This window comes from Vibrio sp. 10N.286.55.E10 (assembly GCF_002872555.1).
GTDB classification, from domain to species: domain Bacteria; phylum Pseudomonadota; class Gammaproteobacteria; order Enterobacterales; family Vibrionaceae; genus Vibrio; species Vibrio crassostreae.
This window is the reverse complement of record NZ_MCSD01000035.1, coordinates 351,859-368,610: the sequence shown is the minus strand read 5'-3', so window position 1 is coordinate 368,610 and position 16,752 is coordinate 351,859. Positions and strand designations below refer to the sequence as shown.

The following is a 16,752-nucleotide window of genomic DNA, read 5'->3' as shown; positions in this document are numbered from 1 at the left end:
ATAATCCCGTCCATTTTATAAAGATAATGGGATGTGTTTATCAATTCGATAGGTAAAAACTATCAATAGAAATGGTGCTAATTTTCAAGTAACTGATACTACTTACATGACTCACCTAATACACAGCATGATCAAAAAAGGCCGCTGAGTGATTAACTCAGCGGCCTTCTGACTATTTAAGCGAGTTTATTGATTACGACTTAAATTCGCTCACATCGATTTCAAGCAATTTACCAATGCCTTCACCGTATGCAGGGTCAGCTTTGTAACAGTGTCTTAGGTGACGAAGTTGAATCTCTTTAGGAACGCCGCCTAGGTTACGGGCAGTGTTATCAAACAGAATCGCTTGCTTCTCTGGCGTCATCAGACGGAACAAGTCACCCGGTTGCGAGAAGTAATCTTCATCTTCGCGGTGATCCCAGTGCGCCGCTGCGCCATCTAGGTTCAATGCTGGTTCAGCGAAATCAGGTTGCTCAGCCCATTGACCTTCGTTGTTTGGCTCATAACCCAATGTGCTACCGAAATTACCATCAACACGCATCGCACCATCACGGTGGTAGCTGTGTACTGGGCAACGAGGTGCGTTCACTGGGATATGCTGATGGTTAACACCCAAACGGTAACGCTGCGCATCACCATAAGCAAACAAACGACCTTGCAGCATCTTGTCTGGTGAGAAGCTGATACCCGGAACCACGTTGGCAGGGTTGAATGCCGACTGTTCAACTTCAGAGAAGAAGTTTTGCGGGTTACGGTTCAATTCAAACTCACCCACCTCAATTAACGGGTAATCCGCGTGTGGCCAAATCTTAGTCAAATCGAACGGGTTGTATGGCACTGTCGCTGCATCCGCTTCTGGCATCACTTGCACTTTCAACGTCCATTTAGGGAAGTCTTGGTTGTCAATACTGTCTAACAAGTCGCGCTGGTGACTTTCACGGTCATCGCCGATCACTTGTGCCGCTTCTGCATCAGACAAGTTCTTAATACCTTGCTGAGATTTGAAGTGGAATTTAACCCAGAAACGTTCGTTATCTGCGTTAATAAAGCTGAATGTGTGGCTACCAAAACCGTGCATATGACGGTAAGTCGCAGGGATACCACGATCACTCATCACAATCGTGATTTGGTGAAGCGCTTCAGGTAGAGAGGTCCAGAAATCCCAGTTGTTCTTCGCGCTGCGCATGTTGGTGCGTGGGTCACGTTTCACCGCGTGGTTTAGATCTGGGAACTTAAGAGGATCACGAAGGAAGAATACTGGCGTGTTGTTACCCACCATATCCCAGTTACCTTCTTCAGTATAAAACTTCAATGCAAAGCCGCGAATATCACGCTCAGCATCGGCAGCACCGCGCTCACCCGCTACAGTCGTAAAACGGGCAAACAAGTCGGTCTTTTTACCTACTTCAGAAAACAGCTTTGCCTTGGTGTATTTGGTGATGTCATGCGTAACAGTAAATGTACCGTAGGCACCAGAACCTTTCGCGTGCATGCGACGCTCTGGAATCACTTCACGATCAAAGTGAGCCAATTTCTCTAAAAACCAAACATCTTGTAGAAGCTGTGGGCCACGTTTGCCCGCCGTTTGAACATTCTGGTTATGAGCAACAGGACAACCCGCAGCTGTAGTTAGTTTTTTACTCATGGTCTATTCCTTAAGGTAAAAGATATCGCATCGTTGCCATATCTTCGATTAAAGTGGATTCAGTACTTTAAAAACCACTAAAATAATATGGATAAAGAATAGACCTGAGTGACTAGAAAATATAATCGTTTATATTTATCGTTGCTATCTATGAAACCTATCGAACAGGTGAGTTAACTAAGCCTTTGTATCACCGAACTTTATTTAAGAATTACATGGCCTAACCTCAGAGTTGAGGCAATGTTCCTCGCCGTTCTGGTTAGGTTCAATTCAGCTTCTCGTAGTACTTGCTCGAGTGGCTGAGGAGAGCGCACTGTTCCGAACAAGCTGCTCATTTCACCATATAAGGCTTCGACTTCAGTGCCCAAAGATCCTGCAATCCCTATCGTCGGAATGCCTTGCAAGCTCGCACGTTTAGCAATGCCATAAGGCGTTTTTCCTTGAAGGGTTTGATTGTCCATCTGACCTTCGCCGGTAATCACAAGGTCTGCGCCTTTCAATACTTCATCGGCTTGTAAAACATCGAGTACCATCTCAATGCCCGGTTTAATCTGCATATTGAATAGCAAGCCAAGTCCCATCGGCGTACCACCAGCCGCGCCATAACCCGTGCGCTTGTGAACGGATTCATCGCCACTAACACAACCTTGCGCTTCAGCTACTTGAGCAAAGTTCGCAAGCGCCTGATCCAGCATCACAACTTGTTCTGGGCTTGCGCCTTTTTGTGGGCCGAATATATGGCTGGCACCATTATCGCCACACAGTGGATTATCCACATCGCACGCCACAATCAATTCGATATCAGCACAGCGTGAATCTAGATCGGTAAGATCGATAGATGCTAAATCAGCTAGCGCAGCGCCACCTCGGCTGAGTTCTTGCCCTGCACGATCAAGCAATCTACCACCTAACGCTTGTACAATTCCTGCACCACCATCATTGGTCGCACTGCCACCCAAGCCAAGAATGATCGTTTGAACGCCCTGCTGCATCGCTTCTAAAATGAGCTGACCTGTACCAAATGAAGAGGCTACCAATGGATCACGCTGCTCTGGTGTTAACAATTCCAAGCCTGATGCGGCAGCAATCTCAATCAGTGCAGTTTTTTTCTGATTGCTTGCGGATGGCTCAAGTATCGCCCACTCCGCGTTTACAAGTGCCCCCAACGGCCCTTCTACTTGGTGGCTTCGCTTCTGTCCTGCTAAACCTTGCAACAACACATCTACCGTACCTTCACCACCATCGGCCAGAGGTAAAGTCACATAGTCAGCGTCAGGAAAGATTTCACGAAAACCCTTTTCAATACACGCCGCCACCGATACCGCCGATAAAGATTCTTTAAACGAGTCTGGTGCAATAACAATTTTCATACTGATAAATCCAAGGAAATAATAATTTTGATAGGCTGTCGATCCAAAAATGCCCCTATGTCAGATTAGCAAGCCAATCAAGCAATAGGGGCAGTATATAAAGGTAAGCGGTATTAGTTAGTAACAGCTGCCTTTACTTGTGATTTCTCTTTGCTTTTTAGCCAGATAAATACTGCTGCTAAAACTGCAATTGGAATCAATGGATCAATCAGTGTACCGCCTTTACCAAACACCAAGTTTAGAACCATGATGATGCTTGCACCAATCGCCCATGCGATAGTTGAAGACACAGACCAGATCTTGATTTGGTCTGCTAGTTCAGTAATCCCTAGCGTACGGTTGATGATGTGGAAGTACGAATCGTTCAAATGAGAGAAGCCAACCGGGCCTACCGCACATGCAAGTGCTACGAATACTGGGTCTAGACCTAACGTTTCAACCAATGGCAGCGTCATCGTTGCTGCAACCATCATAGATGCCGTTGCTGAACCTTGGATTAGACGAAGCATTGAAGCAATGGCTAGTGGTACAAGTAGAGGTGGAATACCGCTGCTCGCGATAGCTTCTGCAACTTGAGGACCAGCACCAGATGCTTTAAGTACTGCACCCATTGCGCCACCACAGCCAGTTACCACAAGAATTAGACCTGTTGTAGATAACGCGTCATCCATTGAGCTAACCATGTCTTTACGTTCAATGTGACGAGTAAGACCGTATAGCGCCATAAGAACACCGATACCAACAGCAACCACTGGGTTACCAATTAGTGAAATAACGGTATGCATTGCAGTGTCACCTTGGCCAACAAGCGTGTTGATTAAGATGAATGCGATTGGTAGAAGGATTGGACCAAATGATAAGAAGTTACTTGGTAGCTCTTTGTCATCTGTCTCTTTTACTTTCTCTAGGTTTGCCCAATCAGCTTGGTTAGTAATCCATGTTTCACCGTTTGGTACGCGGTAGTACTCGTTACCTACTCGGCGAATGTAAATCATAGAAAGCAGCATCATAGGGATAGAAACCATCAAACCCCAAAGCATGTACTCACCGAGGTCAACGCCAAGAATACCGGCTACTGCAACTGGACCCGGTGTTGGTGGTACAAGTGCGTGAGTGATCAGTAGGCCAAGCGCTAGAGTCACACCTAGGCCAACCGCTGACTTACCAGTGTCACGTGAAATTGCGCGAACAAGAGAATGCAAAATGATATACGCAGAATCACAGAAAACCGGAATAGCGACAAGTACACCTGTAAAACCTAGTGCTAAGTCTTCGCGACCTTTACCACACAGCTTTACAAACGTTTTTGCCATTCGAACAGCGGCTCCAGAACGCTCAAAACACGCGCCCATGATCACGCCAAACGCGATAATCAAACCAATCCCGCCAAGTACGCCACCAAAGCCAGCTTTAATTGCGTTGATCAGCTCTGTTGGTGCCATTCCAGCAAACAGACCCATGATGATACTGGCAATAATCATAGCAAGTGCCACCGGGATTCTCGTTTTAATGATCATACCCATCATGGCTAAAATGCCAATTACGATGCCTATCAGTGCTCCATCCATTGTATTTTCCTTTTTGTACTATTTGTTGTGTAGGGTTTGCATGCGAGAGGCATAGGAGTACCGCCCGCAGCACTTTATTGTGCAGCGACTTTTATTTTGGGCCGCTTTATCTTATTTTTACGAGTTCAAATCTGCCTTAAAGGCTCAAGCTGGCTGCTTCTATAAATAGGGTTTAACCCATTCCAAACCAGCTTCAGTTGTATTTTTTGGGGTGTATTCACAGCCAATCCAACCTTGATAACCCGAATCATCCAAAACACTAAATAAGTGTGGGTAGTTCAGTTCGCCTTCCGATGGTTCATGTCTTTCTGGTACAGAAGCAATTTGGATATGACCGGTATAAGCGGCAACCTCACGAATCAAAGTACTTAAATCGCCATCCATGATTTGTGCGTGGTACAGGTCAAGTTGCAGCTTCACATTTGACCTATCGACCAACTTAATCAGTTCGACAGCATCACGTTGGTGAGCAACGAAGTAATTAGGAACATCACGGCTATTCAGCGGTTCAATCATCAATTCAATGTCTTGCTCAGCAAACTTATCTGCGGCAAAACGAATGTTTGAGATAAAGGTTTCAACGTGTTGCTGCCTCGTGAAATTCGCATCATGTAGACCCGACATCGCGTGAACTTTCTTGCAATTCAGCGCTTTAGCGTACATAAGAGCTGTATCAACGCTGGCTTTAAACTCTTCTTCACGGCCAGGAATCGCTGCGAAGCCACGTTCACCTGCATCCCAATCACCTGGAGGCATATTGAACAGGGCCTGTTCAAAACCAAATTTCTGCATTTTTTCTGCGAGCTCGTCCGCTTCAAACGCGTAAGGGAATAAGTATTCCACTGCTTTGAAACCGGCTTGGTGTGCTTTTTCAAAACGCTCCAAAAATGGCACTTCTGTGAATAACATCGTTAAGTTTGCTGCGAACTTAGCCATTATTTGCCTCTCCCTTTTAAATCCATCACTTCTTCGTCCGTTAAGTAACGGATATCATTCCCTTTCAATAAGAATGCTAATTTGGCGGTCTCTTCTAACTCTTCTGCATTGTCCACGGCATCGACAAAATCAGTGCCTGTTACTACTGGACCATGATTCGCCAACAAAAAGGCTCGGTAGTCGCCAGCTCGCTTTGCAAGCTCTTCAGCGATCTGAGGGTCTCCTGGGCGCAAGTAAGGAATCACAGGTAATTCACCAATTCGCATCACAAAGTACGGCGTAAATGCCTTAATCGCGTTATTACGATCTAACCCTACAAGGCATGAAAGTGCAGTCAGGTATGTTGAGTGTAAGTGCACAATCGCATTGCACTCTGCATTGTTTCTATAAATCGCTAGGTGGAATGCCGCTTCTTTTGACGGTTTCTTGCCTGATATATGGTTGCCATCGATATCGACAACCGATAATTCCTCAGCCACAAGACGACCAAATGAAGAACCGGTTGGTGTTGCTAGAAAATGCCCATTTGGCAATTTGATAGAGAGATTACCGGCACCACCTGTCGCGTAACCTCGTTCGAACATCGAACGAGCGAGAGTTACCATTTGCTCTCTTAACTGCTGTTCGTTCATCAAAACTTTACTCATCTGAATCTCGCTTATGAAAAGAATGATTGCGCTCTAGCGAAGAAATTCTCGTCACCAAAGTTGCCCGATTTAAGTGCTAGTGAAAGATCACCTTCAACCGACTTAACCCAAGGCACACCCGGTGCGATTTGAGGACCGATATGGAAACCTTTAACCGCTAAACTTTGCGTCACAACACCTGAGGTTTCACCACCAGCAACGATGAAATTCTTCACACCATGTTGTTGTAGCTTGATAGCTAACAGGCTAAAGAATTGCTCTACGGCATGGCTTGAAGCTTGTGCACCGTACTCTTCTTGAATGGCTTTAAGTGCAGCCGCATCAGCGGTTGCATACACTAAAGGAGCAAGCTCACCTTGGTTGTTAGTCATCACCCAATCGAATACTTCATTGGCGTATTGATCGTTGGTTAAGCATGCCTTCACATCGATAGCGAAGTGAGGAGCGAGTTGCTTGTAAGCTGTAACTTGTTGGTTAGTCATTACCGAACAAGAACCAGAGAACACAACCGTTGGCGCTTTTATTGGACTACCTGCGTTTTTTGCATCGCTTTGGTCAGCAAGATGTTCAGTCCAGTTTTTTGCGATGCCCGCTGCTAAGCCTGAACCACCTGTGATTAACTTCAGAGATTTAGCTGCTTGGCCTAACGTCACCAAGTGTTCTGCGTTAAAAGCATCAACGACCGCATAACGGTTGCCTTGAGCTTTTAGTTCATCAAAATGAGCGGTGACTGCATCAGAGCCTTGTTCAATAATTTGGAAGTTAACCAAGCCAGAAACACCCTCTGATTGTGCATCCATCATTCGAACGACACTGGAATCTGTCATCGGTGTCACCGGGTGATTACGCATGCCTGAATCACTTAATAGCTCACCAAAAACAAACAAGTGGCCGTTGTAAACCGTGCGACCATTAACTGGCAATGCAGGACAAACCATAGTGAAAGATTCGCCAAGCTCAGCCAAAAGTGCATCGGTTACGGGACCGATATTGCCCTCAGCTGTGCTGTCGAACGTCGAGCAGTATTTGAAGTAAAACTGTTGGCAGCCTTGAGATTGAAGCCACTTAAGCGCAGTCACCGAATCGGTTACCGCTTCATCTACCGGGCAAGAGCGAGATTTAAGGCTGATCACGACCGCATCCGCTGAAGCATCAAAGTCACCCGTCGGAATGCCGTTCAATTGAATAGTGCGCATCCCGTTTTCAACTAAGAAACCAGCAATGTCTGTTGCACCTGTAAAATCGTCTGCAATAACACCTAATAACATGATTACTTCTCCACTTTTGGTGTATAAACACCCGGTAGGTCAATGCCTTGGAACACTTTGATTACTGCGCTATCGTCTTCTTGACCAAAGCCAGCATTACTCGCACTTAAAAACATATTCAGTGCTGCACTTGATAGTGGAAGCGGGAATTTTAGGTCTTGAGCGGTATCCGATACCAAGTTCAAGTCTTTTACGAAGATATCGACCATAGATTTTGGAGAGTAATCACCATCAACAACGTGCTTCATACGATTCTCGAACATCCACGAGTTACCCGCTGCGTTAGTCACAACGTCGTACATCAGATCTAGAGGGATATTCGCGCGAGCTGCTAATGCCATTGCTTCAGCGCCTGCAGCAATGTGAACACCTGCAAGTAATTGGTGGATGATCTTTACAGTCGCACCAAGGCCAATAGCTTCACCGATGTTGTAAACTTTTGCCGCCGTCGCATCGAGTACAGGAGCCAATGCCTCGAATGTAGTAATCGCACCTGAAGCCATGATAGTCATTTCACCTGCTTCTGCTTTTACTGCACCACCTGAAACAGGTGCGTCAAGCATCACAAGATCATGTTCAGCAAGCTGAGCTTCGATTTGTTTCGCGTCTTCTGCTGAGATCGTTGCCGAGACCATAACTGGCGTGTTAGGTCTTAGTGCCGCCGCAAGACCAGTCTTAAACAGTACCGTGTTAACTTGAGCAGCATTCACAACCAGTACCAAAACAGAATCAAGTTTGTCTGCAAACTCAACCGCATTCGTCGATACCGCTTTTGCACCATATTCACCCAAGGTTTCAAGCGCTTGCGGATTCAAATCGAAACCATATACATCAAGCCCTGCACGCACACATGACTTAGCTGCGCCCATGCCCATTGAACCTAAACCGATAACACCAACAGATTGAACTTCACTCATAACAAGATGCCTTTCACGTAATTATTGAATTTTAAATTTGTTAACTATTGTTTATGTTTGTGATTATATGTGAAGCAACCGAGTGCGACTTAGTGATAAGTCACACTTTTAACAAAAGTTAACATTCGTGGGTGATTTACCCCTTTCGAGGCATTAGATAATGGTAATTTCCGCAACAATCACAGTTCTTATTGCTATATCACAACAGATATTCACAGATATTCACAAAACAACAAAAGGTTGATAGGATAATGAAAAATAAGAACATAGAAGAAGAATCATGATTCCAGCAGAACGTCAGAGAACCATTTTGTCACTATTATCACATCAAGAAGTGATCAGTATTTCTGAGCTTGTTGAGCACCTAGAGGTGTCTCATATGACCGTTCGTCGAGATATCGTAAAGCTAGAGACATCAGGGAAAGTGATTTCAGTTTCGGGTGGCGTTCAGCTGACTAAAGCACTTCACAGCGAATTGTCACACGACATCAAGGTAGAACAGCAAGCAAACGAAAAAGCTCAAATAGGTCAACTAGCTGCTCAATTAGTTCCTGAGTATTCGACTATCTACTTAGACGCCGGAACCACCTCTTTGGAGATCGCCCACCAACTTGCAGGGCGAGATGATCTGCTTATCATCACCAATGACTTCGCGATTGCCGCGTACCTAATGAACAGTACACAATCTGAGATTTACCATACTGGTGGTAAGATTGACCGTGAAAATCAATCGAGTATTGGGGGCAAAGTAGCGGAGTTCTTAGCAGGGATGAATATTGATATTGCGTTTATCTCTTCTTCATCTTGGAATCTAAAAGGGCTCTCGACACCTTGTGAAAATAAGGTATTAGTCAAACAAGCCATTGTTCAAGCAGCTCATTCAAACTATCTGATTTCAGACTCAACCAAATACGGGCGCATCGCTACTTTCCACGCCTTAGATTTAAGTGCGCTTGATGGCGTGATCACCGATATTGATCTTTCGAGTAGTGTGATTGATGAGCTTCAAGATAAAGGTATTAAGGTCATTAACTCGTAACTGTTCCCCCATCAGCTTCAGGCTCACCAATCAAACATTCAGAGCCTGAATGCCAAAACTCCAAAACCATCTATTTATCTACTCAATAAAAATAATTCTTACAATTAAGCGTTTATATTCATTAATAATATTGGTGGCGGGCGGCATAACAGCCACGAATCCTTTTAACGAGTTTGGTTATGTTCTATAAGCGCCTTTTGGTATTAGCTTTACCGCTTACTTTTGTGTTTCCCACCCATGCTGAAACGTTTGGTGAGCGAATGACGCGTATCGAACAAGAGAATGTACTGGCGAAAACCATGAGTGAAGAACAAGTTGAATTGATACAAAAAGTCGTACAGATCAACCACTGCGCTAAAGTGGCGCTAACCCATCACCAACGTATTTTAGGCCAATATAAGGTTGAAACGTCCTCTTCAGAGTTATTTGTAAAATGGCGTCAACTCGATAAGCAGTTAGACGCTCAATACGAAACGGATTACCCCGGCTACCCTAAGCACGCTTTTCAGGAGTACCTTGCGGCTTCAAGCAAAGTCGATGGTTACCTTTTTGCTTTAATCGACAATGGATTAAACGAGCAATTGTGGATCGCCAAAGAGTTTAAGCAGTGTAAAAAGAATAAGCTGATATCCCGAACCTAAGCTCTAGTCTGCTCTGGTTCGAGAGTGCTCATTCGCATTGGTTTTAATAAAGTAAGAACAGTCCTTCATAACCGCCAATTTCTATTTCACTCACATACTCACCAACGTTACCGTTAGCATCAACAGGTTTCATTGGAACATCCAGCGCGATGGTGAGTTTTTCCGCGTCATAAAAACTCGGATTCTTACCGTGGAAATCCGTGCGATACAACACACGACCATTACTAAACTCTCTCGCTAACACCATGTCCTCAGGGCCACCAGCAACCACCTGATTATCAGATTGATATATAAAGTACGTGAACGTCGGTAGAACGTGAGTCATGCCATTGGGTAGATCAGCATGCACCATTTCGTTCATCGAGGAGTCGCCAACGATGGTGTAGTCAGCGGGCTGAGGTGTCGTTGTCGATAGCATCAAAGGGATCGGCTCAAAGCCTTGTGGAATTTGGTGACTCGGCTCTCCCAAATCAACGGCCAATAACGAACTTGGTTGATAGGCGATGTTTTTAGGGACACCACTTTGCCAGAAAGTATCTGCAGTCGTGTTACCACTTCCATAGACGTAACCATTGTTCCACTGATTGAAATAGCTATGTTGAGCATGTCGATTGAGGTGGTAGATCGCTAGGGTCGAGTATTGGTCTTGCTTCCAGTTCTCTTCACTATTTCCAAGATACTGAACTCGCCCATAACGCGTTGTCGCCTGAAAAATAACACTTTGTCCATTGTAGGCGAGCGCAGAATTATCCCAGAATTTAGAGATTCCCGAATAACCACTAAACCCAGTAGATGGAAAAATGTAGTGCTCTCGTAAATACAGAGATCCCGCCTCGCTAAGATGAGACTGTCCATTTCGACCCAGCAAGTTCGCGGTTCCGATGTTCAACCCAATCGACGCATCACTTTCTAAAGCAGATAGATTTTTCAGAAACGCTGAAAACTGCTTTTTGTAGAGATCATCCGCTTGATTCGAACCCGCAACGGATCCTAACTCTTGAACATGCCCGCCAGAATGAACATAGAATTGGTTTGAACCAATGAGTTTATTTGTGTCGTCGTTGTACGCACCATTCAAACCTTGGCTTGTCCAGCTTTGCTTGTAGTAGCGATGAATGGCAGATAGATAATCCGTGTTTGCGACGTTCGTTAACGACCAAGATGAATTAGCGCTCCACATTCGACCAAATGGCACCACTCTTGATTCCCAACGAAAACGCGCTGTCGCGTTCTTATTGGTTCGATTTCGATACTCGCTCGGCGACAAGTAGTTATCGCCATCTAGGTCTGCAGACACATCAAAACCGCGGATTTTGCGCCATTGGCTGATAGCATCGCCATCCGGTGTTGTGCTCGGGGCATCGGTTAATTTGACGGTTGGAAAACTGTTTTTGAGTTCTACTTCTTTTAAACGCGGCCTGTCGTCAGCGTTTTCACTTTGCCAACGAACTCTCACAACGTATAAGCGCCCACCATCTCTCAAAAAGGTTGAACCAAAATACTGGCCGCCACCATAACTCGCACCGCTCCCATCATGAGTTGTCGCTCTCACCCAATCATTAGGTAGGTTCCAAATCACAGACTGGTTTTTGGTCATATTGAGGGTTCTGTCTTTCTTAATATCAAGCCTTTCCCACCGAGACACCATTCCGCGAGAATCAATAACCGTTGGGTATTCAATCCAGAGTTCTCCGCTGCCAGCAAACTGTGAGAAATTGAAGGTCAGTCGTTCGAACTGCTCGGCATGATAGACGTACAAAGCCCCGCCCTGTTCAAAATTCTCAAACACATCGGCATCCCATGGAGGCTCTTGATAGAGCCAAAATCCAGCATGATCTTCACCTGAGGTATAACCGACGATCATGGGCTTGCGATTTAGTAGAGTGTTTTCACCGTGAGTATTATCAACTTCGGCAATGACAGTATCTTCAGAAAAGTGTAGGAAATAATCTTCGAAATTGAGGCCTTCTACCTCAGCTTGGTTACGGAGATCGTTCTCCAACCAACCCGAGTTCATCGCCATGACTTGGTTGTACATATAACCAATTGTCGTAGCCCGCTCATTGTCGGCTTTGTCGGCATAGGCACCGAAGACAATATCACTGTTGGTAATTTCCCAATCAATGACAGCATTCGCAGATAGTGAGGAGCCCGAAAGATCAACACCAGCTTCATGTTGCCCTGGCAGCACAACTGCTATACCAACAGCAAAAGCGTAGCCAGCGATTAAACATGACGGTATGAATGCGAGCAGCCCAGAAGTGTAGGTTTTCATGAATCATATTTCCTAATCGATACTGTCATGCCTTAAATCACAAGACGAAAAGTCAGCCAACTTACGTGTCAATTTAGGAATCAAAATACGAAAAAAGTATCGACTACATTGCTGAATTGTTCAAGTGCTCGTCTGTCTTGTTTCATCGGTGGTAAGGAAAACGAGAAAATGTCGATTAAAAATCAAGATATTAAGGAAAAGATAAATTTTTGTGATTTTAATTTTATTTGGAAACCAAGTATCTCCGGCTAACGAAAAATCAGCTCAGATTTTCTCAAAATGAGAATAAAGCAGTTTGGAAGACAGAAGATTATCAGAACTTAAAGCTCAGAACGGGCTGAGATTTGCTGCATCGAATCTCAGTTTCAACGCCACACTGTTGAAACTCAATTTGGATAGGCTAGTCTCGGTCATCTAAACAAGAACGATGACAACAGAGAGTGGTAAATAAAGAGATGTACGTTGACTATCATAAGCGGCTTGTTCCCGTTATACGCTATTTAGAGAAGCACTTTAACGATCCGCTTAACCTGATCGAAGTCGCGGCATTAGCCAACTTTTCACCCTACCATTTTCATCGTACTTTTAAGGCCGTTCAAGGCGAGACGCTTGCTGATTTCACCAGACGGCTGAGACTTGAAGCGGCAGCCAACGATCTCTTCAAATCCAAACAACCTATTATTAATATTGCATTGGATTATGGATTCTCATCGTCTCAAAGCTTTGCCAAAGCCTTCAAGCAACACTTTGGTATGACGCCTAGTGCCTTTCGTGATTGTGAAGACTACCAAGCTTTCGGTGAGTTAACTCGAAATAGCAAGATTGGACACACGTTGCGCAAGAATGGAACCGATGCAGTCGTCGGCAATTCATATACTGACTCCGAACTTTCAACATGGAGCATGACAATGAAAACACAACAATTCGAACCATCAAAACTGGCGTATGTACGCGTAACAGGTCCCTATGGACAAGGGTATGAAGAGCCAAGCGGTCGTCTTTATCAATGGGCAGAAATTAAAGGGTTATCAGGCAATACCTGCATGTTCATTTATCATGACAATCCAGAAATCACACCGACAGATAAGTGCCGAACAGACATTTGTTTAATGGTCCCTGAAGATGTGGAAGTACCCAGCGGTATCGAACTGAAGGACTTTCCCGGCGGGCAATATGCGGTGATGAGACAAACGATTACCGAAATCGGCCAATATGCCAAAGCGTGGGATGATTTAATGAGTAACGTCATTGAGTCCGGTATTGAAACAGACGATCGACCTTGTTTTGAGCTTTACCACAGCTACGACCCGCAAACTCAACATTCAGACGTTAGCTTCTGTACTGCAATCAAGTAACGACAATGAAAGCCTACCTCGCGTAGGCTTTCATTTCTCTGGATCGCTTACCAAATAGCACGACCAATAAAGCGCCTTAAAGCCTCTTGTTCCACTTCCCTTGATGGTCGCGGTCGCAATTTTCTTGTGTATCGTAACTGATGTGTTTATCGATATTCTTTAATGTAATTCCGACCTGACTGAACGCCTTTTGAATGTTCGTTGAGACTTCCTTCTGACCTTCTCCTGCTAAGAAATTCGCTCTATCTTGATTGGTGTCGAATACACAAACAATTTTCAAGCTTTGCGGAAAAGAAGAGAAATTGACCGTATGAGTCACCCAAAGAAAACCATCGTAGCCTTTCAACGTATCTTCACACACGTCAGTTAACACGTCTCTGATCTGATTTTCGATCTTCTTATCTGATTTACGCATGAAGTAAGCATCCTATTTAACACCTTAAAAAATAAGGTTTTTCAGTCAATATTGTCTTAACCGACATTGGACACTGTGGCGGTTTCAAATGCAAAGTATTTATACTTACCTGATAAATTCCACAATGTGGGACTCTTGTTTCACAAAGTGGAATGTTGATAGTTATCACATTATCAATAGCAAACTACCGCTATATTTCTCTCATACAACGAGAGGCGGTTTTATGAGCAAGTTACAAGGTAATCAAGCATTGGTAAAAGCAATCGCGGTCATCGACTCGATCGCTGAAGGTAATCGACAACTAAAAGATGTGTGCGAACATTTAGAATTGCCAAAATCGACCGTGCACCGAATCATCCAAGGCTTGATAGAGGCTCGTTACATCCGCGAAGTAAAAGGAATTGGGCTGGTATTAGGAACCAAAATGATTCAGCTTGGTATCCGAGCTCAACAAGATATGCCTCTTAAAGAGATTGCGAAGCCTTTTATACGCGAGCTTGCTGCACGAACTAAAGATACTGTCCATCTAGGCATCAAAGATGAAGACCAAATCTTCTACCTAGATAAGATCCCAGGTGAGCGTGCGATTCAGTTACGTTCACAAGTGGGAGATCGACTACCAATGTCCGCAACGGGGATTGGAAAAGCGCTAATGATTGATATGCCAAAGATGGAATGGATTCGACTTATTTCATCGCAAACTAATCACGACGTTGAGTCGATGCTAAAAAGAATGAATGAATATTCTAAGCATGACTATAGCTATGACTTAGAAGATAACGAAGACCTTGTACGTTGCGTTGCTGTACCAATAAGAAATAAATATAACAATATTATTGCAGCTATATCAGTAACCAGCATTAAAGAATACATGTCTGACGAAAGAATGACGGAATTAATTCCTGTTATTACTGAATATTGTCAGAAAATATCCAAGCAACTTAATTAACCCTACAGGTGTATGTAACGTACACTTTATATAAATAATAAATTAATCAGGTACGACTATGTCTAGAACCGGAAAAATTCTAGCCATTGGTGGGGTGTTTGTCGCCTCAATCATTGGTGCAGCTATTGCTACAAATTCTCAAGGAAATAACCAATCGAGTATTGCAGCAGGTGAATCTCAAGTTCAAACATTACGTTTCAGCATGAGCTCTAATAACAAACACCCTATCTATGATGGTGCTGCTAAGTTTAAAGAAATTGTTGAGAAATTTACTGAACTGAAGGTGGATATATACCCTTCAGCGCAATTAGGTGATGACCGTGCGGCGATTGAAATGCTGCAATTAGGAACACTTGACGTATCTATTCCATCGACGGGTCCACTGGCTAACTTCTACCCTGAATACAATGTGTTCGACCTTCCCTTTATGATCACCAGTGAAGATGTCGCAGATAAAGTGCTACGCAGCAAATTTGGTGACGACATGCTGAAAAGATTAGAGTCAAAAGGCTTAGTCGGCCTGGATTTCTGGGAAAATGGCTTCCGTCATGTAACCAATTCACGTCGTGCTGTGAAATCGATTGAAGATGTGAAAGGCCTAAAGATCCGTACTATGGAGAGCCCACTTCACCTAGACGCATGGAAAGCGATGGGCGCAACCCCAACGCCGATGGCTTTCAACGAATTGTTCACAGCGTTACAGCAAGGCACAGTTGATGGGCAAGAAAACCCATATCCGAATATTGCACTGAACAACTTGTTCGAAGTACAAGAAACCTTATCAAACACAGGCCATGTATACACACCATTGGCTTTAATTGTTAGCCAAGCGACATGGAACAAACTAAGCCGTCACGATCAAAGAGTTCTGCGCCAAGCCGCTATTGATGCTGGCGACTACGAACGTCAAGTTAACCGTCGAGTCAATCTTGAAAGCTTGGATGTTATTAAACAAAACATGGAAGTCGTAACGCTAACACCTGAAGCACTGGTTGGCTTCCAAGAAGCGACTAAGCCCGTTATTGAGAAATACACACCAATCATTGGCAAAGATGTTGTCTCCGCTTTCCAAGAACAAATTAAAAAAGCTGAAAACGAATTAGCCGCTCAGTAACTTAAGCCATCACTTAACATTTAGACCATTACATTATTAATACTGACTATTTTAATGAATAACCCTCAATAACTATCATTAATAAATAATAGACAAGTAATAGGTCTAAGTAATAAGTGAACAAGGAATCTTATTATGTTGAATTGGTTAGATAAGTATTTTGAAAATACGATAGCCGTAATACTGCTCGTTATTATGACAGCAGCAATATTCTTACAAGTAGTATCCCGAACATTCGATTATTCAATTGCTTGGACGGAAGAGTTAGCTCGTTATTGCTTCATTTGGCTTGTTTATATCGGTATCAGTTTTGCAGTCGCAAAAAAGAGCCATATTAAAATAGAAGCAATATCTATGCTAATTGATGAGAAGGAAAAGAAGTACCTAAGCCTATTTTCAGATTTCGTATTTTTAGTGTTCTCTATAGTTATTTTATTCAAATCTACGCAGATGGTAGCGAATCTCTACCATTTAGGTCAGACATCACCAGCACTTGGACTACCGATGTGGATCGTTTATCTAGCAGGCCCAGTAGGCTTTGCACTTACGTCAATCAGGTTGATTCAACAGATGGTATCCACCACTGATGACATCAAAACAGCGAAATAGGAGG

The 16,752-nt window shown here is 43.9% G+C and carries 15 protein-coding genes; 6 read left to right on the top strand and 9 right to left on the bottom strand.

Features of this window, described 5'->3' with window-relative positions:
• Positions 1-193 precede the first annotated feature (193 nt).
• The 7 genes from BCV39_RS18115 to ltnD all read right to left on the bottom strand — a co-directional run bounded on the left by BCV39_RS18115 (position 194) and on the right by ltnD (position 8,351).
• A complete protein-coding gene (locus tag BCV39_RS18115) occupies positions 194-1,645 on the bottom strand; it encodes a catalase (RefSeq protein ID WP_102431794.1) in 1,452 nt (483 codons plus the stop codon).
• Positions 1,646-1,845: 200 nt separating this feature from the next.
• Positions 1,846-3,015, bottom strand: a complete 1,170-nt coding sequence (locus BCV39_RS18110; RefSeq protein ID WP_102431793.1) for a glycerate kinase — start codon at positions 3,013-3,015, stop codon at positions 1,846-1,848.
• Positions 3,016-3,128: 113 nt separating this feature from the next.
• On the bottom strand, positions 3,129-4,583 hold the full coding sequence (locus BCV39_RS18105) for an SLC13 family permease (protein ID WP_102431792.1): 1,455 nt from the start codon (positions 4,581-4,583) through the stop codon (positions 3,129-3,131).
• A gap of 159 nt (positions 4,584-4,742) precedes the next feature.
• Positions 4,743-5,519 carry a 2-oxo-tetronate isomerase gene (otnI, locus tag BCV39_RS18100; RefSeq protein WP_102431791.1) on the bottom strand — a complete coding sequence of 259 codons (777 nt, stop codon included), beginning with the start codon at positions 5,517-5,519 and terminating at the stop codon, positions 4,743-4,745.
• Positions 5,519-6,166, bottom strand: a complete 648-nt coding sequence (locus tag BCV39_RS18095) for an aldolase (protein WP_181359905.1) — start codon at positions 6,164-6,166, stop codon at positions 5,519-5,521. The genes otnI and BCV39_RS18095 overlap by 1 nt, the downstream gene beginning before the upstream one ends.
• An 11-nt stretch (positions 6,167-6,177) precedes the next feature.
• Positions 6,178-7,434, bottom strand: a complete 1,257-nt coding sequence (gene otnK / locus BCV39_RS18090; protein ID WP_102431790.1) for a 3-oxo-tetronate kinase — start codon at positions 7,432-7,434, stop codon at positions 6,178-6,180.
• 2 nt (positions 7,435-7,436) lie between these two features.
• Complete coding sequence (ltnD, locus tag BCV39_RS18085) at positions 7,437-8,351, bottom strand: L-threonate dehydrogenase (protein WP_102431789.1); 915 nt, start codon at positions 8,349-8,351, stop codon at positions 7,437-7,439.
• 280 nt (positions 8,352-8,631) lie between these two features.
• Between ltnD and BCV39_RS18080 the strand changes: the two genes are divergently transcribed.
• Together BCV39_RS18080 and BCV39_RS18075 are read left to right on the top strand one after the other, a co-directional pair.
• Complete coding sequence (locus BCV39_RS18080) at positions 8,632-9,390, top strand: DeoR/GlpR family DNA-binding transcription regulator (protein WP_102431788.1); 759 nt, start codon at positions 8,632-8,634, stop codon at positions 9,388-9,390.
• A 179-nt stretch (positions 9,391-9,569) separates the two neighbouring features.
• The gene (locus tag BCV39_RS18075) at positions 9,570-10,031 is read left to right on the top strand and encodes a hypothetical protein (RefSeq protein ID WP_102431787.1); all 462 of its coding nucleotides are present in this window, start codon (positions 9,570-9,572) and stop codon (positions 10,029-10,031) included.
• A gap of 43 nt (positions 10,032-10,074) precedes the next feature.
• Here BCV39_RS18075 and BCV39_RS18070 read toward each other — a convergent pair whose 3' ends face one another.
• The gene (locus BCV39_RS18070; protein WP_102431786.1) at positions 10,075-12,306 is read right to left on the bottom strand and encodes a hypothetical protein; all 2,232 of its coding nucleotides are present in this window, start codon (positions 12,304-12,306) and stop codon (positions 10,075-10,077) included.
• 455 nt (positions 12,307-12,761) lie between these two features.
• Here BCV39_RS18070 and BCV39_RS18065 point away from each other — a divergent pair, with 455 nt between their 5' ends.
• A complete protein-coding gene (locus BCV39_RS18065) occupies positions 12,762-13,661 on the top strand; it encodes a GyrI-like domain-containing protein (protein WP_102431785.1) in 900 nt (299 codons plus the stop codon).
• 76 nt (positions 13,662-13,737) lie between these two features.
• Here BCV39_RS18065 and BCV39_RS18060 read toward each other — a convergent pair whose 3' ends face one another.
• On the bottom strand, positions 13,738-14,076 hold the full coding sequence (locus tag BCV39_RS18060) for a Fis family transcriptional regulator (RefSeq protein WP_102431784.1): 339 nt from the start codon (positions 14,074-14,076) through the stop codon (positions 13,738-13,740).
• Between the two features lie 223 nt (positions 14,077-14,299).
• Here BCV39_RS18060 and BCV39_RS18055 point away from each other — a divergent pair, with 223 nt between their 5' ends.
• From BCV39_RS18055 to BCV39_RS18045, 3 genes are all read left to right on the top strand, one after another.
• Positions 14,300-15,025, top strand: a complete 726-nt coding sequence (locus BCV39_RS18055; RefSeq protein ID WP_057623547.1) for an IclR family transcriptional regulator — start codon at positions 14,300-14,302, stop codon at positions 15,023-15,025.
• A 58-nt stretch (positions 15,026-15,083) separates the two neighbouring features.
• Entirely contained in the window at positions 15,084-16,139 is a 1,056-nt protein-coding gene (locus BCV39_RS18050) for a TRAP transporter substrate-binding protein (RefSeq protein WP_057623545.1), read from the top strand.
• Between the two features lie 135 nt (positions 16,140-16,274).
• Positions 16,275-16,748 (top strand): TRAP transporter small permease, encoded by a 474-nt coding sequence (locus BCV39_RS18045; protein WP_057623543.1) that lies wholly within the window; start codon positions 16,275-16,277, stop codon positions 16,746-16,748.
• The last annotated feature ends 4 nt before the right edge of the window (positions 16,749-16,752 follow it).

What these genes read in the sequence shown, in the direction of transcription:
- BCV39_RS18070 (WP_102431786.1), bottom strand. Translation starts at nt 12,306, where the DNA reads ATGAAAACCTACACTTCTGGGCTGCTCGCATTCATACCGTCATGTTTA.
- BCV39_RS18095 (WP_181359905.1), bottom strand. Translation starts at nt 6,166, where the DNA reads ATGAGTAAAGTTTTGATGAACGAACAGCAGTTAAGAGAGCAAATGGTA.
- BCV39_RS18075 (WP_102431787.1), top strand. Translation starts at nt 9,570, where the DNA reads ATGTTCTATAAGCGCCTTTTGGTATTAGCTTTACCGCTTACTTTTGTG.
- ltnD (WP_102431789.1), bottom strand. Translation starts at nt 8,351, where the DNA reads ATGAGTGAAGTTCAATCTGTTGGTGTTATCGGTTTAGGTTCAATGGGC.
- BCV39_RS18065 (WP_102431785.1), top strand. Translation starts at nt 12,762, where the DNA reads ATGTACGTTGACTATCATAAGCGGCTTGTTCCCGTTATACGCTATTTA.
- BCV39_RS18110 (WP_102431793.1), bottom strand. Translation starts at nt 3,015, where the DNA reads ATGAAAATTGTTATTGCACCAGACTCGTTTAAAGAATCTTTATCGGCG.
- otnI (WP_102431791.1), bottom strand. Translation starts at nt 5,519, where the DNA reads ATGGCTAAGTTCGCAGCAAACTTAACGATGTTATTCACAGAAGTGCCA.
- BCV39_RS18055 (WP_057623547.1), top strand. Translation starts at nt 14,300, where the DNA reads ATGAGCAAGTTACAAGGTAATCAAGCATTGGTAAAAGCAATCGCGGTC.
- otnK (WP_102431790.1), bottom strand. Translation starts at nt 7,434, where the DNA reads ATGTTATTAGGTGTTATTGCAGACGATTTTACAGGTGCAACAGACATT.
- BCV39_RS18115 (WP_102431794.1), bottom strand. Translation starts at nt 1,645, where the DNA reads ATGAGTAAAAAACTAACTACAGCTGCGGGTTGTCCTGTTGCTCATAAC.
- BCV39_RS18060 (WP_102431784.1), bottom strand. Translation starts at nt 14,076, where the DNA reads ATGCGTAAATCAGATAAGAAGATCGAAAATCAGATCAGAGACGTGTTA.
- BCV39_RS18105 (WP_102431792.1), bottom strand. Translation starts at nt 4,583, where the DNA reads ATGGATGGAGCACTGATAGGCATCGTAATTGGCATTTTAGCCATGATG.
- BCV39_RS18080 (WP_102431788.1), top strand. Translation starts at nt 8,632, where the DNA reads ATGATTCCAGCAGAACGTCAGAGAACCATTTTGTCACTATTATCACAT.
- BCV39_RS18045 (WP_057623543.1), top strand. Translation starts at nt 16,275, where the DNA reads ATGTTGAATTGGTTAGATAAGTATTTTGAAAATACGATAGCCGTAATA.
- BCV39_RS18050 (WP_057623545.1), top strand. Translation starts at nt 15,084, where the DNA reads ATGTCTAGAACCGGAAAAATTCTAGCCATTGGTGGGGTGTTTGTCGCC.